This window comes from Campylobacterota bacterium, from assembly GCA_020633995.1.
Classification (GTDB): domain Bacteria; phylum Babelota; class Babeliae; order Babelales; family RVW-14; genus JACKCO01.
Window position 1 is genome coordinate 70,294 of the sequence record JACKCO010000004.1, and the last position, 21,310, is coordinate 91,603.

23 protein-coding genes and 1 tRNA gene are annotated in these 21,310 nt (G+C 38.7%); 8 read left to right on the forward strand and 16 right to left on the reverse strand.

Features of this window, described 5'->3' with window-relative positions:
* Positions 1-14 precede the first annotated feature (14 nt).
* The 11 genes from H6679_03390 to H6679_03440 form a co-directional block, all read right to left on the reverse strand.
* Complete coding sequence (locus H6679_03390; protein MCB9493292.1) at positions 15-710, reverse strand: CPBP family intramembrane metalloprotease; 696 nt, start codon at positions 708-710, stop codon at positions 15-17.
* The gene (locus tag H6679_03395; GenBank protein MCB9493293.1) at positions 707-1,273 is read right to left on the reverse strand and encodes an AAA family ATPase; all 567 of its coding nucleotides are present in this window, start codon (positions 1,271-1,273) and stop codon (positions 707-709) included. The genes H6679_03390 and H6679_03395 overlap by 4 nt, the downstream gene beginning before the upstream one ends.
* Positions 1,266-2,255, reverse strand: coding sequence for a WD40 repeat domain-containing protein (locus H6679_03400; GenBank protein MCB9493294.1), 990 nt, complete (start codon positions 2,253-2,255; stop codon positions 1,266-1,268). The genes H6679_03395 and H6679_03400 overlap by 8 nt, the downstream gene beginning before the upstream one ends.
* A gap of 27 nt (positions 2,256-2,282) precedes the next feature.
* Positions 2,283-3,890, reverse strand: a complete 1,608-nt coding sequence (locus H6679_03405; GenBank protein ID MCB9493295.1) for an ATP-binding protein — start codon at positions 3,888-3,890, stop codon at positions 2,283-2,285.
* A gap of 15 nt (positions 3,891-3,905) precedes the next feature.
* On the reverse strand, positions 3,906-4,481 hold the full coding sequence (locus H6679_03410; protein ID MCB9493296.1) for a hypothetical protein: 576 nt from the start codon (positions 4,479-4,481) through the stop codon (positions 3,906-3,908).
* An 8-nt stretch (positions 4,482-4,489) separates the two neighbouring features.
* Positions 4,490-5,140: a histidine phosphatase family protein gene (locus H6679_03415; GenBank protein ID MCB9493297.1), complete on the reverse strand. Its 651-nt coding sequence runs from the start codon at positions 5,138-5,140 to the stop codon at positions 4,490-4,492.
* 18 nt (positions 5,141-5,158) lie between these two features.
* Entirely contained in the window at positions 5,159-5,488 is a 330-nt protein-coding gene (locus H6679_03420) for a hypothetical protein (GenBank protein MCB9493298.1), read from the reverse strand.
* Positions 5,460-6,431 (reverse strand): GNAT family N-acetyltransferase, encoded by a 972-nt coding sequence (locus tag H6679_03425; protein MCB9493299.1) that lies wholly within the window; start codon positions 6,429-6,431, stop codon positions 5,460-5,462. Before H6679_03425 ends, H6679_03420 begins: the two co-directional genes overlap by 29 nt.
* Positions 6,432-6,441: 10 nt before the next feature.
* A complete protein-coding gene (locus tag H6679_03430; GenBank protein ID MCB9493300.1) occupies positions 6,442-6,894 on the reverse strand; it encodes a hypothetical protein in 453 nt (150 codons plus the stop codon).
* A 66-nt stretch (positions 6,895-6,960) separates the two neighbouring features.
* Entirely contained in the window at positions 6,961-7,311 is a 351-nt protein-coding gene (locus H6679_03435; protein ID MCB9493301.1) for a nuclear transport factor 2 family protein, read from the reverse strand.
* 63 nt (positions 7,312-7,374) lie between these two features.
* Positions 7,375-7,463, reverse strand: a tRNA-Ser gene (locus H6679_03440).
* 219 nt (positions 7,464-7,682) lie between these two features.
* Between H6679_03440 and glmU the strand changes: the two genes are divergently transcribed.
* The gene (gene glmU, locus H6679_03445; GenBank protein ID MCB9493302.1) at positions 7,683-9,146 is read left to right on the forward strand and encodes a bifunctional UDP-N-acetylglucosamine diphosphorylase/glucosamine-1-phosphate N-acetyltransferase GlmU; all 1,464 of its coding nucleotides are present in this window, start codon (positions 7,683-7,685) and stop codon (positions 9,144-9,146) included.
* The gene (locus H6679_03450) at positions 9,146-10,384 is read left to right on the forward strand and encodes an exonuclease SbcCD subunit D (protein ID MCB9493303.1); all 1,239 of its coding nucleotides are present in this window, start codon (positions 9,146-9,148) and stop codon (positions 10,382-10,384) included. Before glmU ends, H6679_03450 begins: the two co-directional genes overlap by 1 nt.
* Positions 10,385-11,061: 677 nt before the next feature.
* Here the strand turns inward: H6679_03450 and H6679_03455 are convergent.
* From H6679_03455 to atpE, 5 genes are all read right to left on the reverse strand, one after another.
* A complete protein-coding gene (locus H6679_03455; protein MCB9493304.1) occupies positions 11,062-12,576 on the reverse strand; it encodes a F0F1 ATP synthase subunit alpha in 1,515 nt (504 codons plus the stop codon).
* Positions 12,573-13,130, reverse strand: coding sequence for an ATP synthase F1 subunit delta (atpH, locus tag H6679_03460; GenBank protein ID MCB9493305.1), 558 nt, complete (start codon positions 13,128-13,130; stop codon positions 12,573-12,575). The genes H6679_03455 and atpH overlap by 4 nt, the downstream gene beginning before the upstream one ends.
* 4 nt (positions 13,131-13,134) lie before the next feature.
* Complete coding sequence (locus H6679_03465; GenBank protein MCB9493306.1) at positions 13,135-13,488, reverse strand: hypothetical protein; 354 nt, start codon at positions 13,486-13,488, stop codon at positions 13,135-13,137.
* Positions 13,489-13,618: 130 nt separating this feature from the next.
* Positions 13,619-13,981, reverse strand: a complete 363-nt coding sequence (locus H6679_03470) for a hypothetical protein (protein ID MCB9493307.1) — start codon at positions 13,979-13,981, stop codon at positions 13,619-13,621.
* Between the two features lie 31 nt (positions 13,982-14,012).
* A complete protein-coding gene (atpE, locus tag H6679_03475; protein MCB9493308.1) occupies positions 14,013-14,258 on the reverse strand; it encodes an ATP synthase F0 subunit C in 246 nt (81 codons plus the stop codon).
* A 338-nt stretch (positions 14,259-14,596) separates the two neighbouring features.
* Here atpE and H6679_03480 point away from each other — a divergent pair, with 338 nt between their 5' ends.
* The 6 genes from H6679_03480 to H6679_03505 all read left to right on the forward strand — a co-directional run bounded on the left by H6679_03480 (position 14,597) and on the right by H6679_03505 (position 21,275).
* Positions 14,597-16,066 (forward strand): hypothetical protein, encoded by a 1,470-nt coding sequence (locus H6679_03480; protein MCB9493309.1) that lies wholly within the window; start codon positions 14,597-14,599, stop codon positions 16,064-16,066.
* 59 nt (positions 16,067-16,125) lie between these two features.
* Positions 16,126-16,749: a hypothetical protein gene (locus H6679_03485; protein ID MCB9493310.1), complete on the forward strand. Its 624-nt coding sequence runs from the start codon at positions 16,126-16,128 to the stop codon at positions 16,747-16,749.
* Between the two features lie 26 nt (positions 16,750-16,775).
* Positions 16,776-18,974, forward strand: coding sequence for an ATP-dependent RecD-like DNA helicase (locus H6679_03490; GenBank protein MCB9493311.1), 2,199 nt, complete (start codon positions 16,776-16,778; stop codon positions 18,972-18,974).
* Positions 18,975-19,025: 51 nt separating this feature from the next.
* Positions 19,026-19,661, forward strand: coding sequence for a hypothetical protein (locus H6679_03495; protein ID MCB9493312.1), 636 nt, complete (start codon positions 19,026-19,028; stop codon positions 19,659-19,661).
* Between the two features lie 16 nt (positions 19,662-19,677).
* Positions 19,678-20,415, forward strand: a complete 738-nt coding sequence (locus tag H6679_03500) for a hypothetical protein (protein MCB9493313.1) — start codon at positions 19,678-19,680, stop codon at positions 20,413-20,415.
* Between the two features lie 113 nt (positions 20,416-20,528).
* A complete protein-coding gene (locus H6679_03505) occupies positions 20,529-21,275 on the forward strand; it encodes a hypothetical protein (protein MCB9493314.1) in 747 nt (248 codons plus the stop codon).
* Positions 21,276-21,310: the final 35 nt, after the last annotated feature.

Here is a 21,310-nt window from a genome sequence, read left to right on the forward strand (position 1 = left end):
ATTTTTCTTTAATTTTAAAAAACATGGAGCAGTAAGTCTGCTATAAAATGGCTTATCATGGACGCTAGTAGACCATATCGCCAATACAATAGGCCGAATATAACGCCAGCCAGTCCGTTCATTGTCAGTACTCTTATAATATCCCAAGTGTTTGGGACTTTCAGAATTCTATAAAGTGTAGGTAAATGACCAGCACCAAAGAGTACTGCGCAAAAAATTATTGAGATTATAATACAACCTGATTTAGTTATTTTTGAAAATCTTTGCAGTAAAAGTGTAAATAAAGAAACAGCAAATAGGCGAAGCAAGACTTCTTCGTTGATTGCCCCATAAAACGATGCTAAAAAACCTTTCCAGGCAGCTATATCAGTAATTTGTGTATTCAGTACATTTGAGTAGTGTATAAATACAAACTTATCCAGCAGTTTTATACAGGAGCCTACGGCCAGGCCAGATACAACTGAAGGGATAAGAAAATTGTTTGAAGGGATCAATTTAAGACTTAGTTTGTTACTCATTTTTAATCCAAAAAACACGATAATGCCATAGAGCAAAGCTGCTTGGGTCAGTGCACCAGCAAGTAATTTGGGAGTGATAACTATTCCACCGTGAGTTGCAGCAACGTAGGGCAAGACTGAAATGGCACTTAAAGTTGATGCTAGCCATAGAAAGTAAAATTTTTGGTCTTTGAGAATTGATGATCTAATCATAGTGTCCTTAACCATGCAGTGATTTTATTTGTGGTTTGTTCAATATTAAAATCTGTTGTATCAAGCAAAGCAATATTTGCTTTACTTTTCCAATTAGAAAGCTTATCCCAGTGGTCAAAATCAAGCTTTTCCCACGAGTTTTGTTTGATAACATGCTGTTCCCACTGTGGATATTGGCTGTGCATTCTTAGCCATGATGACCAATTGAGCATGTTTTGGTCTGCTCCGTATGTGTTGCGTTTTTGTAAACGTTTAATGCGTTCAACGTCCGAAACGTCAAGTAAACAAAAGTTAATGATATCCAGCTTTTTTGCTGAGGGACATGCAAGAATCTCTCCAAGTACTATCTGCCCCAGTAGACAGGTGTTTTTTTCTGTAGGGAGTAATTTTTGAAGCCATTTTTCAGTTGATTCCTGGCGCCATTTTTTATCAGCATTTTGTGGTACCCCAATATCATCAAAGTCATGCACGAGCCAATTGTCGCCGAGGGATCGTTTTAATACTGGAATTATCGTTGTTTTGCCACTGCCGCTTGCGCCGCTTATGAAATATATCTTACTCATGTGTGTGTTCGGTTAGTTGAAATACTTCTATATCTCCACAGCCCAAACCAATAAAAAGATAATTTTGATCTTTTGAAAAGGCTAGGGAGTAAACTTTGTCCTGGCAGGGTATTGTTGCTAAGTTGTGTTTTGATTCAGCATCCCAAATTTTTACGGTTTTATCACGTGAGCCTGAGATAATCTTATTATCCACAACCAGTAGGGCGTATACTCTATCATCATGACCCTCAAGAGTTTCAGTTTTTTTGCCGGAATTTATATCCCACGTCATAATGGTTTTATCGTCAGATGCTGACACAAGTGTGTGCTCGTTGAGCTGTTTGATTACATTGATACAATCATTGTGTCCCTCAAGTGTATGTAGGCAGGAGGGGATATATGCGTCTATGTCCCAAATTTTGATGGTTCTATCCCATGATGAGGTCGCTATGTGATTTGTAGCTTTTATTTCTATAATGGAACTTATCCATGCGTTATGTGTTTCTGGTTCAACTTTTTTTAGACTTACATCTTTGTCAATATCCCAAACACCAAATGATCTTCTTGTTCCAAATGCGAGGGTGCCATTGCTGAGTTGGACGAGAGCATTTGAGTATCGACCTACGGTTTTAAGATTGTGAAGCATGGAGCATTTTTTTTCTAAGTAGTCCCAAAGGTTTACTGTACCGTCATTTGAACCACAGGCAATTCGTCCGTCTGCCAGTTCTTCGATGCATAGTATCTCTGTTTGGTTGCATAGTTTGCGAGTGCATGCTCCATCCATATCCCAAATTCTTATGGTGGCATCAGCGGATACTGAAGCGAGTAAGCCATTGCGTAGTATCTTCATAGCTTCAACAATATCTTTGTGCCCTTTGAGGATATGACGTTTTTCAAAAGTAATGCTCTCGCGATTTTCTTGTTTTGCTGTCGCATGTGGTGTTAACAAAAGAAACGCATTGCACAGAATATATAAGCGTAATATTTTAAACCACAACTCCATTATAGTTTCTCCTTCAGGTAAACAAGTTTAATTGAAATCTTGAAATAGATAGTCAGTGATGTTTTTAGCTTTGCTAGAGAAGTTTATACCAATTAGTTTTATTTTTTTGCCACAGTTTTTATAAGGCTCATAATATTTCATAGTTAAGATCTGATTAAGTGCTTCTTCAGCTGATCCATTGAGCTTAAATTCAAAAATGTAAAAATTTTTTTCAGTTTCCACGGTGAGATCTATGCGGCCAATGTTTGTTGCCGTTTCTACTGCTGGTTTTAATTTTATAACTTGTAATAATAAGAAAAAGATTGATTGGTAGTATTTTTCTTTATCTATTGCAATTGTGTAAGGGATATTAGTATAAAATTCTTTAACGTTGCTTATAAAGTCTTCGATTTTGCCATTTTCTAGTGTTGATCTGATATTTCTTAAATGACTACTAATTGTGGATGTTTTGTGTTTAGTTATAACTGCCAAAATGCTTTTGAACAAAGAATCACGAACTTCGTAGTTTGGAATTTCCAGCTCATAATTTTGATCCACAATATGTTTTTTTATTGTCACATACCCAGTTTGGAAAAGTAGCGTGGGCAGAGGAATGTCAGTAAGGTCAAATGTCAGTAGTTCGTTCATGTTTGCTGTAAGATTATTAAATGATTCTACGGGAAAACAGTTTTGCTCAAGGTTTTTTATTAAAAATGATGGTGTACCTGACTCAAACCAATAGTTGCTTAGGTCTGCGGTGAATAAAAAATTTAGAATTGAAAATGGCGCGTAAACTCTGGCCAAGTCTTTCCCTTCTATGTCTCGAGTAAGTTCTTGTTGATCCTTCCAGAATCTATATCCGTTGTACCAAAGACCAAGTGTTTGGCTAAGTTCTTTAACACCGCTGACCGGAGACATCTTTTTTTTGTGGGCAACATCTTGCAAATGTTGTTTGAAATAGACGTCTATTTCTTCTTTCGTGTAGCCTACAAGATGCGCAAATTTAGGATCCATAGAAATGTTAGTTAGCTGGTTTGTTCCTGAAAAAATGCTTGTTTTTGAAATGCGAGTTACACCGGTAATGAAGACAAAGCGGAGAAAGTCATCCAAGCCTTTAACAAATTCATAGAACTCTTTTAGAATATTGCGCATTTGCTTTGCTAGCTCGATATTTTCGATATTGTCCAAAATAGGCTTGTCGTACTCATCAATGATAATAACGACTCTATTTTTAGAGCCAAACTTCTTGAAAAGGCGAATGACAAGTTTTTTGAGTGTTTCACCGGGGGTAGTGTGTTGAAGAGGATCTATTTCGTATAGCTCGGCGATATCATCAAGATATCGCATGAGACTGGCGGTTAAAATCTCAGCATTACTCCTAGCAACGAGTGATAAATCAATATGTATTACGGGGTGGATGGGCCATTGATAATCTGTGTTTTTTTCGATCCAGAGGTCTTTGAAAAGTTCCCGTTTTCCTGAAAATAGCTCTTTAAGGGTAGAGCATAAAAGCGACTTCCCAAAGCGTCGTGGACGAGCAAAAAATAAGTTATTTTCTTGGATCAGCTCGTAAATATGTTTTGTTTTGTCGATATAAATACAGTCATTTTCAATTATTTTTGTAAAGGATTGTATACCAAGTGGCAATTTTCTCATATTAAGAACACTCCTTTATTTTTTAGCAATTAATACTTCTTCGACAAATTTTCGTTGTCTAGCTTGCTCTTCTTTCCATGAACCAGTTATTTCTTTACGCGTTGCTTGTGGATTTTTCGCTATATATTTCTGGACAAAGTTTATGTAGGCCCATTCATCTTTGGGTGTGCTGCCAAGCTTTTTACGTTTCTCATACTCATGCCGCCACATGTCTGCAAATTCTTGGTATGTTGGTGGTTTACCTGCAAGCCAGCGTTCCGTAGTCCAATCTTGACCGAACGCAGTGAAATGAAAGTGCTGGCCGATGAGTTTTTTAAAAAACATACGTGTTGCGAGATCATTTTTGTAGGAACCTTTAACAATGAGTGTGCTTGGCTTGAGTGGATACTGCTTGCCTGGCTGAGCGCAAGAGACTGGCGGGATAATCGGTTCATTAATTATGTTACCTGTTTGCAAAAAGTGAACAATCCGATTGATGACTAACCCTTTTTTGCCTTTTACGGGAAGTGATAGTTGGCTGCAGATCTCTCTGAGTTCATCGACTTTTAAAAAATTAAGTGCTTGTTTAAAAGTTGCAGGTAATTTTTTCATGTTTATATTTATGATTCTTCGTGATCGTTGCCACTTAAGTCATGAACAGTCCAGGCATGCTGACCGCCTTGAGGTGGTTGGTGATAAAGTATTGAACAGTTGGGTACATTTATTGTGGGAAGAACCAGTAGCTCTTGTATCGCTGCGTAAACTCCGCCGTGTGCAACTACCAGAATAGGACCATCAAGCTCGAGGGCGGTTGATAATCCTGATGCAATACGATTGAGGTAGCTTGAATACATTTCAGCTCCTTCTACAGGGAGGTTGTTTCTCCAATCATCGATCCAGCAGCTATTGGTTTTTGCTTGCTCTCTTGTGGTTGTCCAGGGTTTGCCTTCCATAGTTCCCCAGCAAGCTTCTTTGAGACTATCAACAATGGTGACGGGTTTGCCTGTGTAATGAGCAATAATTTCGGCTGTTTTTAGAGCGCGTTTGAGAGGACTTGAGGCTATGTTGGTAAACTTAGTTGACTCCAAGAGTGTGGCAGCGTCATGTGCCTGTTGTAGGCCAGTTTTGTTGAGTTCAACATCTGATTGTCCTGCAGCAAGACCTTGCAAGTTCCAGTCAGTTTGGCCATGACGAATAAAATAAAATGGTTTAAGTTGAATAGTAGGTATGCTCTGGGTGTTTGTAGGATGCGTTTCTTTTAATTTATTCATGTTATTTGGCCTTTTTTCTTAATTTTTTTTTAACGCTGGATTTTTTGTTTCTAACCTGTTGACGATTTCGTTGAAAAACCCTCTTAGACAGCTTGTACTACAAAAATGCATGTCACATGTTCGGTCATTGATTAGGATAGTATCAAACAAGCTTCTTTCATGAAAATGAGCATGAACTGATGCACTGCCCTCCAACATGAGTACCACTTGTCCTTGCTTAATATCACTTTTGCACATTGGGCAGCAGTTATCGTTGTGTACTGGGAACATGTGTCCCTTGATGGGAAACTTAATTTTTTTATTGTTCATTGCTTGTTTCTTATTCAAAATTGCCAGAAAAATACTCATCTTGTTTGCAGCTTACGGCAGTTTCTCTTAATTTTTTACAAAAGTCAGAGATCTTGGGATGCAGTCTCTTAGCTACAGAGCTTATTTCCTTCTCAGTATTTAAAGCTGATTTTTTATCATGGCATTCTTGGTACCAATAATTTGCCAGCTTAAAAATTTTCCCTAATTCATGAAAGGCTTTTAAGCACTTGAAATGTTTATAACCCTTTGTTTGTAAGATATCTTCATATCCTAAGACCTGCTCTTCAATAAGAAAAGTGGGGTAATCACATTCTGGCATTTTGATTAATTCAGGAACAATGAAGTTATTAAACTGTGCCAGCATATTATAAAAACAACCAACTTCATAACTGCCCAACTGAGTAAGGCTAGTCTTAATGTTTTCCATGTCTGAGATATCAAGATATTCTTTTCTCGTTAGCCGATAGAGTACTTGGTGCTTTAGTGGGTGGTCTTTATCTAGACCAGGTAAGTCAAAATTATCGTTTGGATTGTGTTGTAGGCCAATTTTTTCCATGACCCGTGTTGATTTAATATTCTCAACTGATGTAAATGAGACTATTTCAGGTAACTTCAGTTCTCTAAATGCATAGTCTAAAACGGCTTTGGCCCCTTCTGTTGCAAAACCTTGTCCCCAATGTCTAGAAGATAATCGCCAACCGATTTCTGTCGTAGGGGTGAAATGTGCTTCAAAACGTGGCGTTAGCAGTCCAATGAAACCGATAAATTCATTGAGATCTTTTCTTATGCATGCATATAAAGAGTAACCATGTTTATCGAAATGTTGCTCTACTCTAGTGATGAACGCCTTAGTTGCTCTTAGATCTTGTAAGCTAGGAAAGTACTCCATCACTTTGGGGTCCTGATTAATATCAAGCATTGGTTGTAGGTCAGTGTGAATTAAGGTTCTCAAAAGAAGGCGTTCGGTTTCTAAAATTTTCATGATTGGGTATTTAGAATATAAGGTAGAGAGAAATAAGCCAACACGCCCATATTTGCAAGTGGAGTATAACATGTAGTGTGTTGGGGGTTACATTGTCACCACGTGCGGGTAGAAAGTGATGTGTTTTTTTAAATTTAGTGAAATGTAGCTTATGCTTTGCAGGGCTGCCAAAGAAATAAGGGACCCACCATGCGGCAATAGTGCCAATGGTGAGTATAGTGTAAAAAAGATTTACTGAAACTTTTGTCCAAAAGGGCATAAAGGCATGCTGGTATTTTAGTGTGAGCAGTAGTGGTATGAAGACAAAAAGTCCATTAATGCTTGCATCAACAAATCGCCTCCAATTTCCTTCAGCTTCCTTAATAGCTTGTGTATCATTTAGTGGTGGTAGTGGTAACCAATCATGAAGTACCATAAAAAAGAGCAAAACTACCTGGAGAGTAATGAAAAATGTTATGAGCATGAAGTTTAACCTTTGCGGATAGATTATCGAAGATTAGTTACTTTGCTTAGCCGCAGTACATTACCATTACCCTTTAAATGGCGATGCATCAAAAAAGAGTTCAATATGAGAGATGAGGTCGTCGGTGATGGTAATGAGAACCGCAGTTCTCAGTGATCCAATTGGTTCGGGGCAATCTAAGTTGTACGCAAGCATGACCTGATTTTGACTTCCAAATTTTTCTTTAACTGTGATGCTTGTAAAGATTGGAAAATAACCCTCTACTGCTTTTAAGACAGCCTCTTTCCCATTTATCTTTGCCATTGGGCTTATAAGTTCTACGTTGTCGTGTAAACATGTTGCTACTGCTTGTAAATCTTTGTTGTGCATAGCTGTGTAGTACGAGCATGCCAGTTCGATGCATTTATTTGCTTCCATGGGTATCCTTGATTTTTGAAAAACAGGAGATGTTGTGTTACTGAAACTTTGGTGGAGCGTTTATGGAGAGGGTGGGATTCGAACCCACGATTCCGGTTGCCCGAAATAACCGCTTTCGAGGCGGTCGCATTCAACCGCTCTGCCACCTCTCCGAATGCTTTAAGTATAAGCATTTTTTAGCTTTTTAGTAGAAAAAGTTGCTTTAATCTTTTGCCTATCGTTAGTATTGGTGCTACGCTCAAAGGCCATACAATATAATTGTAAAAGTAGATTTAAATAATATTATCCTTTGTGTTGTTTTCTAATAGAAATGTGTAGAAAAATAGCATATCGGTAAATAATTTCTGAAGCAAGTACAAGAGGAGTGCATGATGATGAATATAAGAGCAATTGTTTTAGCGGCAGGTCAGTCAGTTCGCTTTAAAACAAAAAAAACAAAGTTGTTGTTTGATGTGTGTGGTAGACCCATGATTTTGCACCCTTTAATGGTCCTTCAGGAGTTAGGGTTGCCGGTTTCATTAGTGCTATCAAATAAAACATCAGCGGTAAAAGATATTGTTAGTGAGTTGGGTTTGCCTCAACTTGCCTATGTTGACCAGAGTGAGCAGCTAGGGACTGGGCATGCTGTGCAATGTAGTCGAGCGACGTGGGATCAAGATAACGTCCTTATCTTGTACGGTGACATGCCCTTAGTGACTAAAGAGCTTTTGCTTGATATGCAGCAAAAGCATGCTGAGCAAGACGCTGATGTGACTTTTTTGTCAACCTATGCAAATAATCCTCATGGGTATGGTCGTGTTATTGAGCTAGAAGCTGGTTATAAAATCGTTGAGGAAAAAGATTGCAACGAGCAAGAACGTGCGGTTGAACTTGTTAATGCTGGGATTTATCTTATTAAGCGCAGTTTTCTTGAAGAATATATTGACTCACTTGATGCAAATAATGCTTCCCAAGAATTCTACTTGACTGACTTAGTTGGTAAAGCAGCAGCACAAGACAAAAAAACACAGATGATTAAGGTAGCATACGATGATGTTCGTGGTGTTAATACGCTTAAGCAATTGTGGGAAGTGGAACAAATAAAGCGTGCTCGTATTATTCACCACTGGATGCGTGAGGGTGTACGTTTTGAATTTGCACAAACTACGCATGTTGACTGTGATGTCGAGATAGGAGCCGATACCGTTATAGGGGCAGGCGTTCAGTTACTCGGTAAGACGATTATTGGTCAAGAGTGCCAGATTAAGCAGTACTCGGTTGTAGAGAATAGCAAGTTAGCCGATGGAGCTCGGGTACTTGCGCACAGTGTTGTCAATAATAGCCGAGTTGGCAGTAACACGGTGATCGGACCGTTTGCTCATTTGAATACGAATGCAACAATTGGACGAGATTCACATATTGGTAACTTTGTAGAAGTCAAAAATTCAACGGTTGGTTATCATAGCAAAGCAAAGCATTTAACGTATCTTGGTAACGCACGTCTTGGTGACCACGTTAACGTAGGTGCAGGTACCATTACGTGTAACTATGATGGTATTTCAAAACATGAGACAGTCATCAAAGATAACGTATTTGTGGGTAGTAACTCAACCATTATTGCCCCAGTTCATATAGAAAAAGATGCCTACGTTGCAGCGGGTTCAACGATTAATCGCAATGTGCCTGAAAAAAGTTTGGCAATTGCTCGGGAACGGCAAACAAATAAGCCAGGTTACGCTGAAAAATTACGTCAAGGAAAGGCACCAGATACGTCTGGTTCATCAAGCGATACCGAAAATACTTATAGTTTTAAGGGTGCAGTTAAAACCGATACAGAGTGTAAGCAGAACGTCTAATGAAATTTTTTCATACAGCAGATATCCATTTTGGTGTTGAGAACTACGGAAGGGTGGACGCAAAAACTGGCATTCATACTCGGTTGCTTGATTTCGTTAAAAGTTTGACCACCATTGTAGATCAGGCTATAGAGCAGAATATTGATTTTTTTCTCTTTTCTGGCGATGCCTACAAAACTGCTCATCCAACACCGACGCAACAAAAGTTTTTTATGCAGCTTATGATGAGATTACAGCAGGCTGGTATTCCCGTTGTGATCATTGTTGGTAACCACGATCATCCACTGAGTTTTGGGAAAGCTCACGCGTTAGATGTTTTTGATTGTTTACGTTCAGATAATTTTCATGTTTTTTCAAAGCCGGAGCTGAAAATAATTCAAACAAAAAATGGACCGGTTCAGATAGTGGGCATTCCTTGGCCATCACGCAACCATTTGGTTGCGCACCAAGAACACAGAATGAAGGACAATAGCCAAGTGGCAGACTATCTTTCCGCCCGTATTGGTGAATTAATTGCATCGTTTGCGCAAGAAGTAGATGAAAAAGTTCCCACAGTACTCGCGGGGCATTTAACCGTGAGTACTGGAATTTTTTCCGGTTCTGAAAAATGTGCAATTTACGGAACAGATCCGATTTTTTTACCATCGCAACTTGCTCTTGAACAGTTTGACTATGTTGCTTTGGGACATTTGCATCGACATCAAAATTTGAATCCTGGAGGCAAAACTCCCGTCGTGTATGCAGGCTCAATAGAACGGGTTGACTTTGGTGAGCGTAGGGAAGAAAAAGGTTTTTGTAGCGTTGAAATCAAGATGAATAAAAAAGGTGTTAAGTCGTGTGAATATGAGTTTGTTCAGCTACAAACACGGCCAATGATTCAGGTTGATGTTACGCTTGAAAAAGGCACCGATCAAACAGAAAAAATTCTTGCAGCGTTAGCGCACCACAAACTTGATAATGCTATTGTAAAAATTCGTTATCACTTAAAAGATGGAGTGAGTGATAAGGTTGATTTAAATGAAATTTTACGAGCGTGTGCAAACGCTATGTACGTTGTGGGTGTTATTCCTGTTCATGAACAAGTACAGCGAGAACGACGTATGAGCTTGCAGTCGGAGATGAAGTTTGAGACGTTACTTGAACAATATTTTTCTTCCAAAAAAGAGCTTATTGAGCGCAAAGATATTTTAAAAAATAAAGCAGAGCAACTCTATCAAATATCACAAGAGAGTGAATAAGCTTTAGTTAAAAGTATTTTAGAAAAATGAGAAAATTTATTTGCGTTGCAGTCATGTTTTTTCCTTGACATAACGGTACCAGCTTGTTAGGATTTTGCATGAAAAAAGGAATGCGTTATGCTTTGTTTTTTCAGACATTAAAAGGTCCCTAAATGAACAATACTTTTATGTATTGTTCGCCCCCCCAACCCTCCAGCTTGTCCTAAGTTGGAGGGTAATTATTTTTGGACATGTATGATAGAGCTAGCAGGTCCCTGGATGAGGTGACCGTCTACTTTGAAAACACCTCTAATGGTGTAGGAGCTAACGTTTTTTGTATATGTGTCAACGGTGTGAATGAATAAAGACTTTGGTAGAGGTGTCTTATTAAGTGGGTTCTTGGCTATAGTTGCGGTTCGAGTGAGAGGATAAACGTTATAGCCAACTATTACAGCGTTTTGTTTGCCATAGTTAGTGGTCGCATACGTGTCATACAATGGGGACCATGTGATAATGCGCTGTCTTCCCTCTATTTTAACGTTTGCATTTTTAATGTTTGGAAGAGAGAGTTTGTTGACCTTTAAAGTCTTTTTTTGATTGAAACGGAAGATATCTTTTTGTTTTTTTCCACAACTCGAGAGCAGACATACAAAAAACACAATAATGGTTAAGCGGAGCGTACTCATAATACTTTTTGATTACGACTTGCTAAACGCTATCAAGAATTCTTCAGCAATCTTTTTTAGCTGAGTCGTTGTATTTTCAGAAAGATCCTTAGTTGTTAAGATTTCGTCATAAACATCTTGATAAACGCTTTGAACGTAGCTTGCGCATTGTGTAACAAATGGCTTTACGTTATGTAAAGAAAGCTTATCAAGATAATTTTCCTTTAAAAGGAAAAGGAATATTACTTGATGTGCAAATGAATGGGTTTCGCCCTCTGCTTGTTTGAATATTTCTATTGCACGTTCTCCGCGTTCCAGGGCTTTTTTACTTGCCTTATCAAGCTCTGAGCCAAACTGAGAAAATGCTAAAAGTTCCAGATATTGAGCGAGTTCTAATTTGAGCGAACTTGCTACACGCTTAGTTGCTTTTGTTTGTGCTGCACTGCCAACACGAGAAACCGATAGTCCAATGTTGACAGCAGGACGAATACCGTTGTTAAAAAGGTGTGTGTCGAAAAATATTTGACCATCAGTGATGGAAATTAAGTTGGTTGGAATGTACGCAGAAATATCATCGCCCTGTGTCTGAATGATTGGAATAGCGGTAAGCGATCCCCCGCCATGTTCATCAGATAACTTGCCAGCTCTCTCGAGCAAACGTGAATGAATGTAAAAAATGTCACCAGGGTAAGCCTCACGGCCTGGCGGTCTACGTAAAAGTAGTGAGAGCTCGCGGTATGCAATTGCATGGTTGCTCAGGTCGTCGTATAGGATAAGGGCGTCTTTCCCTTTATTCATGAAATACTCGCCGATGGTGCATCCGGTGTACGGAGCAAGAAACTGGTTAAGCGCTGTTTCTTTAGCATCAGCATTTACGATGATGGTATAATCCATTGCGCCATGTCGCTCAAGCTCATGAATCATGCGAGCGGTGTTTGATTGTTTATGCCCTATGGTTACGTAGATACAAATGATGTCTTTACCTTTTTGGTGTAAGATAGTGTCCAGAACAACCGCTGTTTTTCCGGTACTTCTATTGCCAATGACAAGTTCTCGCTGACCTCTGCCTATGGGGAAAAGTGCGTCGATAACGGTAATTCCCGTTTCAAGTGGCTGATGAACTGGTTGTCGCTTTGTTATGGGTGGTGCTGGCTGTTCTATAGACATCATTTTTTCAGGGTCAATCTCATCAAGTCCGTCAAGTGCTTTGCCGGATGCGTTAATGATACGACCAAGCAGTGCTTCTCCTACGGGAACTTGAAAGACAGATCCTGTTCTTTGAGCTGTTTCTTGCTCTATGACGTTGTCAGAGCTGTCAAGCAAAACAACTGAAATGTAGTCTTCGTCGAGGTTAAGGACAATTCCCTGGCTTCCTCCTTCAAATTTCACTAACTCCCCGTAAACGGCATTTTGAAGGCCAAAAACCTTACAAATGCCGTCGCCAACTTTGATGACGGTTCCAACTTCTTTAAGGTTTGCAACCTTGAGTTTTTGGGGGCCAAGAGATTTTTCTAAAAGAGCAATAAGATCTGTTTCTTTGGTTTTCATAATTGCGCTTTCTCTAACAATGATCGTTCAAGATCTTTTAGTTGTTTTGCGATAGAATTTTCCCAGAAGAGTGAGTCACTTTTTATGCGTATACCACTGATGAGATTTTTATTAACTGAAAAATTAATGGAGGCATGCTTGCCAGGTACGTTACGTTCAATAAATTGCTCTATGGCTGCTCGCTCGCCGTCTGTTATGGGATGTGAAGTCAAAACGTTAAATATAACGATATCATTTTGTTTATGGTAGAGGTATACAATGTGTTTGATGACATCACTAAGTAAGTGAATTCGTTTATGCCTATATAAAATTTTCATAAGTTGTTTAAAGCCATAGCCAAGGCCTAAGGTGTCGATGACTGTTTTGCGGATATTGTTTTTTTCCTCTTCTGGAACTGTTGATAGATTGATATAAGCAAAAATGTCTTTACGTATTTTTATGTATTTTAGAATGGCTTGCAACTTTTCTATGGTTATTGAGTCAACTTGATCGCTGTAATGAACGAAAAAAGCCAAGGCATATTTTCTAGCTATGATGATACGTTCAATAACCATAATATTAGCTCTTGTTAGTATTCAGACTTTCAATAATGTTTTTGAGATGGACAGTTCCCTTTTCAGCCGTATACTGCCTGCTCAGCTCTAACTTTGCCAGAGTAATTGCCTCAGGAATGACATATTTGATTTCGTGCACAGCCAGAAGTCTTTTTTGTTGTTGTACTTTTTTATGTTTTAACTGCTTGGCTATGCATTTATTTTCTTCTTCTTGCTTTGCTTTTTTTGCGTTAACGTACTGGGTCCACTGTTGTGTATTTTTCTTCAAAAGCATAAAAAGTTTTTGTTGGCTGGCAATTTGATCGTCCAAGCGATGTTTTGTTGTTAGCAAAAGCTTTTCTTTTTCTATGATCTGCATTTGCTGTCTTTTTTCAAAATCAAGCGTTCTGTGTATCCATGGAAGCAGATATCCCTTGGATAATTCATAGAGTTTATATGCAAGTAAACCAAAAAGTGTGCAGTGAAAAATTATGGTGAGGGTAGGGGGACTAATAATGGTGTGGGACATTTTTTACGAGCCACTCTTTTGTTTGTGTGATACTTTCTTTCAATTCTTGCGATGTTTTGGGAGTATATGTATCAAGATGGAGAGAGGGAGTTTGGGGAAGCTCCAAGTCAGTTACCATATCAAGCTGTTTATGGAGTATGGCGTGTTGGGCTTCTTTCTTTTCACGCAAGGCATCGATAGCGTTCTCTTTGTCTATCAAAGCTGCAAGCATTGAATCTTTTACCTCTTGTTTGTCATTAATAAGTTCGAGTATGGGATTGAAAAGTAGCGTGCGCAAGATAAAGTATGTCACCCAAAAGTTAATAATTTGAACAATGAGTGTGCAGTTTATATAATTAATCATACAGTTGATAGGTGCTTAAAAAAAGAGCCTTTTATCCTACGTACAAAATAAGTGCTCCAGCTATAAGAAGTACGTAAATTGCTGTCGATTCTACGAATGCTGCAGACATAATCATTGTTTTGAATAACGCATCAGCACACTCTGGTTTTTTGCCTAGGCTTTCGCACGCTTTACCACCAATAAAACCAAGACCTAATGCGGGACCAAGTGCTCCTATTCCCATACAAATGCCGGCAGCAATATATGCGGCTGCTTTGACTGTTATAACATCGGTCATAGTTTGGAGCTCCTTTGTTTTAGTTCTTACAAGTACAATTTAACATTCATGGTTTTTAGTGTATCTTTTATTATATGATTTTTGTAAGAAAATTAAATAAAGTTTGTTTTTTAGTTAAAAAATAACTGAATGATTTACTTTATTCTTACAAGTTGAAGAACTGGACGTATTGTCCAAAAAAATTGACAGTGTAAGTCTTTTTAGGGTATGTTCGTTCCCTGTTTTTTATTATTAATGAGTGACCAATTTTATAGTTTTTTGATGCATATCCTGGGTTTATTCCCATATGTAATGCTTTCGGTCGAAAGTGTTACTTTAAAGAAAAAATTAGGTTTTTTATGATTACAAACAGACGATTTTTGTTGGGTTTCTTTCTTATAACCCTCTTTTGTTTATCCCAACCAATAGTTCTTTGTGCCCAAGACTACGATGATTTTGATGAGTTGGTATTTGATTGGGATGAGTGTGATTTTGACATGAATACCATTCAGGAGCTTGAAAGTACCAGAGACGGCATAGATCCGGCAAGGCTCATGGATTTTGTTAAGAATCAGAAGTGTCCGTTGTGGCGCCAAACGCGTGCACCAGCTGCTCGTGATATTTTGTATTCTTTGCCGCATAAGATTACTGCCATAGAATACGGGGGATTGGCGACATATCTCTTTTTTAATTTTACAAATCATATGCGGGTTTCTGTCGACGATCTTTTCAGTGGACGGAATCAGCGTGATTTTTTAGATGCAGTTTTGCCCAGCGGTAGCCGTGGGCTTGTTGAGCAGGTGTTGCCTCTATTTAGAAAAATAAAGATACAAGATCGAAAGTTAGGCTTGTTATTTCAGTCTGGCTTTGTAAAGAGCTTCTTTACGGTTCATCTGCATACATCGCTGCAAGTAGCAGAAAGAAACTTTTGGCTGAATGGTCGTGACCAAAATATTTTACGTGACTTGTTTGCAGACCTTTTCCCCGGAGATAGTACGTTTGATGAACGTGAGTTTGTACGTTTTCGTGTTGGGCTTGGCGATACCCGTTTGAAATTTGGTGTTAACATGCTCAATATGAGTAACTTTCAACTAGATGCTGGCCTTGAAGGAATTTTTCCAACCAGCCGTCTTTCGGCAGTTCCACGTTTTAGGACACAGTTGACAGGTGAGTTAACGCCCGAGGCACTGACGCGTGATGTTACGCAAACGCTGTTTGGAATTCGTGATTACCTGATTGATCCACGTCTTGGTAATGGTAATTTTGCTTTTGGTCCTTATTTTGAAGCAAAAGTAGATCTATTTCATGAGTTGGCTCGGTTGTGGGTACGCTTGTCTTTTGATAAGTCATTGAAGAAAGATGAGGATCGATTGATTATGTTTGCCCCTACTATGACGGCAGAAGAATACGCTAAAGAATTTGCAACCCCCGATGGCTTGGCTAATTTTTTAACACAGTATTTGAAAGAGTATATTTTTCCATCATCATTTAAAGCAACGGTCAATCCTGGTGGAATTTTTAATTTGGTGGTTGCTGTTAATATTAATCTTGGTAAAAAATATAGATACACATTTGGCTATGATTTTTATGGACAGCAAAATGAACGAATTACCATGGTGCATAATACTGCTGCGGCTATGAATGAGTTGCGCGTTGTAGATGCTACCCGTGCAAGCGTTTCGCAGCACAAATTGTTTTCTGAGTCTATGTACATTAAGCGTTATAAACGCGCAGATGTTGCCATAGGCTATGGATTTGATGCAACGTGGGTGAGCCGAGGTATAGGCAAAGATTGGACTATATTTTTGAAAGGAAGTGCATCGTTTTAACTTTTTTAACCATTTGCATGTAATTTTATATAAGATGATTAATCTGCAGGGAGAAAATTATGATGTCAAAATGTTCTAAGCTTGCTTGTCTTACATTGACTGTTGCTTGTTTGCATAGTGGCAGTGTTTTTGCAAAGCAAGCAGCCCCAAAAACAAAAACAGAGCAAGCAGTGCTCTCAGACAAAGAATTTATCCACAAATCGCTAGAAAATGTCTTGGAGCCGGTAAGCGAGTTTTTTGAGTACTTCAAAGACTATGCCGGTATCTTACGTCCGTTAATGGAAGAAAGTATCGTTGAAAAAGGAGGAAAGAAAAACTCATCACTGATCGGTTTTTTTGATTCAGATCTTGAGCCCGTTGCCTACTTTGATAAAGAAATTACAACTGTTGAAAAATTGAAGGCAACATGTAGTGACTTTATGCATTTTTTCCACGATTTATCTACAAGTCTTTCAGATAAAGCGAAAAAAGCATATGATGAGCTCAGGGCAAAGGCAACAGGAAAAGAAGTAAAAAAAGAGCAAGATAACAAAGGTGGCAAAAAAGAGCCTGGCCTGAAAAAGCCTCAAATGAATACTTTGAATGCGGTGCTTGAGCAATATCCGATTGCAACAATGCGTATGCATTTTGCTTGTTCAAATGCGTCAAAAGTTTTGAAGGAAATTAAAGCAAGAAGTTCATAAAAGCAGTAACTGTAGGGGGCTGACTTGTGCAGGAGCAATACGCAGAATTGACTGGGGTTATCGATAGAGTCATTTTTAAGAGTCAGGAAAACGGTTTTTCTGTAATTGCTTTAAAAGTTGGTAAATCAGAGTCGGTTGTAGTCAAAGGCTATCTACCAGACATTCACCAAGGTCAACAGGTTAGCTTAAAGGGTAGTTGGGGTTTTCATGCAAAATTTGGGCGACAATTTGAAGTAAAAGAATGTGTCGCCCAACTTCCCTCAAGTGTAGCGGGTATAGAGAAATATCTTGCATCGGGAATGATTAAAGGTATAGGTCCAAAGTTTGCACAACGAGTTGTAGCAAAATTTGGTGCTCAGACGTTGGAGATTATCAATGAGGAGCCATCGCGCCTGCTTGAGGTTGGTGGTATCGGGCAGAAACGTATCGAGCGTATCATCCTTGCCTGGCAAGAGCAAAAAGAAGTTGCCCGGGTTATGGTTTTTCTACGTGAAAAAGATGTTTCCACAGCATATGCGGTTAAAATTTTTAAAGCATATGGCAATCAGGCTATTTCAAAAATTACGCAAAATCCGTATCGTCTCGTTGAAGATATTTGGGGTGTTGGTTTTAAAACAGCTGATGGTATTGCCATTAAGCTTGGTATTGAGCCTGACTCTCTTGAGCGTGTCAAGGCAGGTATTTTGCATGGCATTACGGCTGCCACAGACATGGGGCATCTGTACATCGAAGTTGGAAAGCTTAAGGAAGAGGTAGCCAAGCTTTTAGAGATCGAGCTTGAGGCAGCTACTGATAAAATCAAGGCTGCACTGCAAGATTTGTACTATGAGGATAAAGTTAAGCTGATCTCTTATCAGGACCAACATTATCTAACGTTGCCGAAATATTATTTTTCTGAGTTTGGTATTGCGCGTAAAGCACAAAAGCTGATTGAACGGGGTAAGCAGCAGGGTCCTGGTAGTTTTGATTTTGAAAAAATTTACAAAGATATTCGTGTTGCAGATCAGCGCGGCGTTGAGCTTAATGAAGACCAACAGCGAGGAATAATGACGTGCCTACAAAGCAAGGTAACCATTATTACTGGTGGGCCAGGTACGGGTAAGACAACAATGATTAAACGGCTGATTGATGTATTGGGTGCGAGTAAGATAAAGTTTCGGTTGGCAGCCCCAACGGGACGTGCAGCAAAGCGGATGGCGGAGAGTACGGGATGCTACACAGAGACATTGCACCGCTTGCTTGAATTTTCTCCTAACGATATGGCTTTTACTCGTAATGAGCAACATGCGCTTGAGCTTGATTATTTGATTATTGACGAAGCATCTATGATAGATGTTTTTTTGATGCATTCGGTGCTAAAGGCAATGCCGGCCCATGCTAGCTTAGTGCTTATTGGTGACGTTGATCAATTGCCCTCTGTCGGTGCAGGTAATGTTTTAAACGATTTAATTAAGTCAGAAAAAATCGATGTTGTTAGACTTAAAACAGTTTTTCGTCAGGCGCAAGATTCATTAATTATTGTTAATGCTCACCGGGTTAATAAAGGAATTTTTCCGACATCCTCGCTTCCAGCCCCTAAAAAAGATTTTATTTATATCAAAGAAGATAAGCCTGAAAACACATTTGCACAGCTACGCCAAATTTATACCAAAAAATTGGGCCGCTATGGAATTAGCACCAGCAATGCAGTTGTACTTGTACCGATGAATCGAGGTGTAGTTGGGACTACACGTCTTAACCAGGAGTTACAGCATGTGCTCAACCCTGAGCAGGAGGGAGCACCACACGTTACGCAGTTTGGGCAGGTATATCGCATTGGTGATCGTGTTATGCAAATTCGTAACAACTACGAAAAATTTGTGTTTAATGGCGATATGGGAGTTATTAATGCCATAGATAGGAGTGAGCAAAAACTTCAGATCAACTTTGGGGGGAGAGAGTTAGAGTATGATTTTGCCGAACTCAATGAGCTTACCCTTTCGTATGCTATTTCGATTCACAAGAGTCAGGGTTCTGAGTTTGATGCAGTGATCATCCCCATTTTTATGCAACATTTTATTTTGTTGCAGCGAAATCTTATTTACACAGCAATTACCCGGGCTAAAAAACTTTGTATTTTGATAGGCCAACCAAGAGCAATTGCTGTTGGTATCAACAATGACAAGGGCATCGACCGACTTACCTTTTTACCTCAATATTTGACCACAGACCTAGAGGCTCGTTAGACTCGGTCAGCTTGATTGTCTGTTTAGCTAGTTTTTTAGGGAGTGAAGAGTGTGAATAAAAAAATATGGGTTACATGTGTGATGCTGTTCTGTGTGGTTTATACAAATGCTGATTCAAATCTGCTACCCCAAGTACTTAAGCAAGCCACTCCTGATAAATCTCAATTTATTGAATTACTCAAGCAAAATTTGAATCGAGCAAAAAAAGAGAAGTATGAGTGTGATCGATCAAAGGAGCGTGTTGAACTTGGCGCCAAAAGTTTAGGGATCATCGTTTCATTGTTCTTTGTTTGGCAGTTCTTAGAGATGCCAAAAGGATATTGGGATTTTATAAAGACGGTTTTTTTTGTTACAGCGACGACGACGTTTGCTGGCTGGATGATTAGCGATTTGTTTGTGCCTATTCTGAAGCTTTTTTTAGAAAGTGAGCAAGAGTGTCCATACGTCGAAATACTTGAAGAGTTCATTGTTCAGTGGCCTATGTATAGAAATTTTGTTACAGAAAAGCAGCAAAAGAAGTTTGATGAGCTGTACGTTATGTATAGAAAAAATAATGGTAAGCTTCTTGTTCCAGACTATTTTGCACAAGGTATGTTAAGTGAATTGTTTCTGGCAGTACTGGAAGGTGAGGTTATGGATGGTAACGGACAGCAGTTACTAGATGTTGTTTTGATTTCTAATCAGTAATTACTAAATGTGAAAAATGAAAAAGAAAATAAGGTATTTATTTTTTATTCCTTTATTACAGATCAATTTGCATGCAGTAAGTTTTCGTACAGATTTGCAAGAAAAAGTTCCTGCACAGCAACAGGAGTATTTTGACAAGGTTGTCGGTTTTTTGCAACAAGCAAAGCAAGAGAAAGATCTGTATCAAGAACATCGCATAGCAACGCAAAAAAAATCTTTAGCATTGGGGGTTGTGTCTGCAGGCATGCTATTTTTACTTTTTCAAAAATATTGGCACGGATCTTTGCGTGACTACATGCAAGAAGTCGGTAGCGTTATAACATCAGACCATACAAGCAAGCAGTTTCCACTTGCCTTAAAAACGGGAGTAGGGCTATCAGGACTTGCTGTACTTGGATATTTATTCTGGAGTAAATTTTTCTTAACATACGATGATGCTCAACCTCTTGATAATCTTTTTCAAAAGACTTTTGAAAAAGCAATTAAACTTTGGCCTGATTACAAGTCGTTATATGATTATGACGCTCAGCAAAAGGGTGATCAGTTATATCACGCGTATGAAAAGTCTCAAGAAAAGCCTTTACCAGAAGCTGCAGCACGTAAGGCGCTGGAAATGCTTATGGTTTTGTTGCTCTGCCAAGAGCTTGCCTTGACGGTTGATTTTGAAAATAAAGCACACCAAGAGGAGTGTTTAATGGTACTTGCTTCGACGACGATACAGTCACTTTTTGAAGTGTGTGATTTAAAAATGTAAGTTTTATTGAGTTTGAGTTATATTTTTTTGATTTTACTACTTTTTTGTTACACTACTATCCACTCAATTAAGGTAAGTTTTTTTATTATTTTTTTAACGAGAGGTATTTTTTTATGAAATCATCCATGCTAAGGGTTTTAACGCTTGTTGTTTTGTTTTCTTCTGGTGATGTTGCCAAGCCATTTAAAATACCGTTTATAGGTTCTGATAGTAAAGTTCAGAGTGAGGAACTGAAGAAAAAGATTCTCAATGCTGTTGATCATAAAAATCCCGCACAGACTGCCGAAGAGTTGGGCAGTATACTTAGAGCTGAAATGAAAGATTTAGCAGATACAAAGTTATTGCAAGATACATCTGCTAAATGGGCAAAACGGTCGGTTGGCATAAAGGTTCTATTCTGTTTGCTATCATTTACTGCAATGTCCTCGCAAGCAAACCTCTCAGAGTATTCATCTGTTGCTCTAGTTGCCGCAGCGTTCTTTTTGATTTGTTATCCATTAGAAAAATTTGTGTTTAAAAAACTTCTTATCTGGTTCTTTGAATATAGAAATGTTTCAAAAGAATATGCAGAGGCACTTAAAGGTCTTGTTGCAGAGTCACAAGAATTTGACCATATTCTGTCTTTGCTTGAAGTAAAGGCAAATACAGAAATTCAGCGTCTGCATAAAGATTTCTTAGTAAGTGGTAACGTGCTTACTATATCTGAAGAAGATGCGATGGATATTCTAACAAGATTTGTTATTTCACTTGAGAAGACTTTAAAAGAACACGCTCAAAATAGCATCGCTAAACCTCAATTAAATCAAGCTCCATCATATGATACCTTTGATATGCAAGGTAAAAATACCTTTTCTCGCTAATTACCGATTTTAATAAAGATTGGCATTAATGGCTG

Excerpts from the sequence above, each read along its gene's own strand:
- H6679_03435 (MCB9493301.1), bottom strand. The coding sequence starts at position 7,311 with ATGGAAGCAAATAAATGCATCGAACTGGCATGCTCGTACTACACAGCT.
- H6679_03410 (MCB9493296.1), bottom strand. The coding sequence starts at position 4,481 with ATGAAAAAATTACCTGCAACTTTTAAACAAGCACTTAATTTTTTAAAA.
- H6679_03500 (MCB9493313.1), top strand. The coding sequence starts at position 19,678 with ATGAAAAAGAAAATAAGGTATTTATTTTTTATTCCTTTATTACAGATC.
- H6679_03505 (MCB9493314.1), top strand. The coding sequence starts at position 20,529 with ATGAAATCATCCATGCTAAGGGTTTTAACGCTTGTTGTTTTGTTTTCT.
- H6679_03395 (MCB9493293.1), bottom strand. The coding sequence starts at position 1,273 with ATGAGTAAGATATATTTCATAAGCGGCGCAAGCGGCAGTGGCAAAACA.
- H6679_03420 (MCB9493298.1), bottom strand. The coding sequence starts at position 5,488 with ATGAGTATTTTTCTGGCAATTTTGAATAAGAAACAAGCAATGAACAAT.
- H6679_03400 (MCB9493294.1), bottom strand. The coding sequence starts at position 2,255 with ATGGAGTTGTGGTTTAAAATATTACGCTTATATATTCTGTGCAATGCG.
- atpH (MCB9493305.1), bottom strand. The coding sequence starts at position 13,130 with ATGGTTATTGAACGTATCATCATAGCTAGAAAATATGCCTTGGCTTTT.
- H6679_03425 (MCB9493299.1), bottom strand. The coding sequence starts at position 6,431 with ATGAAAATTTTAGAAACCGAACGCCTTCTTTTGAGAACCTTAATTCAC.
- H6679_03405 (MCB9493295.1), bottom strand. The coding sequence starts at position 3,890 with ATGAGAAAATTGCCACTTGGTATACAATCCTTTACAAAAATAATTGAA.
- glmU (MCB9493302.1), top strand. The coding sequence starts at position 7,683 with ATGATGAATATAAGAGCAATTGTTTTAGCGGCAGGTCAGTCAGTTCGC.
- H6679_03430 (MCB9493300.1), bottom strand. The coding sequence starts at position 6,894 with ATGCTCATAACATTTTTCATTACTCTCCAGGTAGTTTTGCTCTTTTTT.
- H6679_03465 (MCB9493306.1), bottom strand. The coding sequence starts at position 13,488 with ATGCAGATCATAGAAAAAGAAAAGCTTTTGCTAACAACAAAACATCGC.
- H6679_03390 (MCB9493292.1), bottom strand. The coding sequence starts at position 710 with ATGATTAGATCATCAATTCTCAAAGACCAAAAATTTTACTTTCTATGG.
- H6679_03470 (MCB9493307.1), bottom strand. The coding sequence starts at position 13,981 with ATGATTAATTATATAAACTGCACACTCATTGTTCAAATTATTAACTTT.
- atpE (MCB9493308.1), bottom strand. The coding sequence starts at position 14,258 with ATGACCGATGTTATAACAGTCAAAGCAGCCGCATATATTGCTGCCGGC.
- H6679_03455 (MCB9493304.1), bottom strand. The coding sequence starts at position 12,576 with ATGAAAACCAAAGAAACAGATCTTATTGCTCTTTTAGAAAAATCTCTT.
- H6679_03450 (MCB9493303.1), top strand. The coding sequence starts at position 9,146 with ATGAAATTTTTTCATACAGCAGATATCCATTTTGGTGTTGAGAACTAC.
- H6679_03485 (MCB9493310.1), top strand. The coding sequence starts at position 16,126 with ATGATGTCAAAATGTTCTAAGCTTGCTTGTCTTACATTGACTGTTGCT.
- H6679_03480 (MCB9493309.1), top strand. The coding sequence starts at position 14,597 with ATGATTACAAACAGACGATTTTTGTTGGGTTTCTTTCTTATAACCCTC.
- H6679_03415 (MCB9493297.1), bottom strand. The coding sequence starts at position 5,140 with ATGAATAAATTAAAAGAAACGCATCCTACAAACACCCAGAGCATACCT.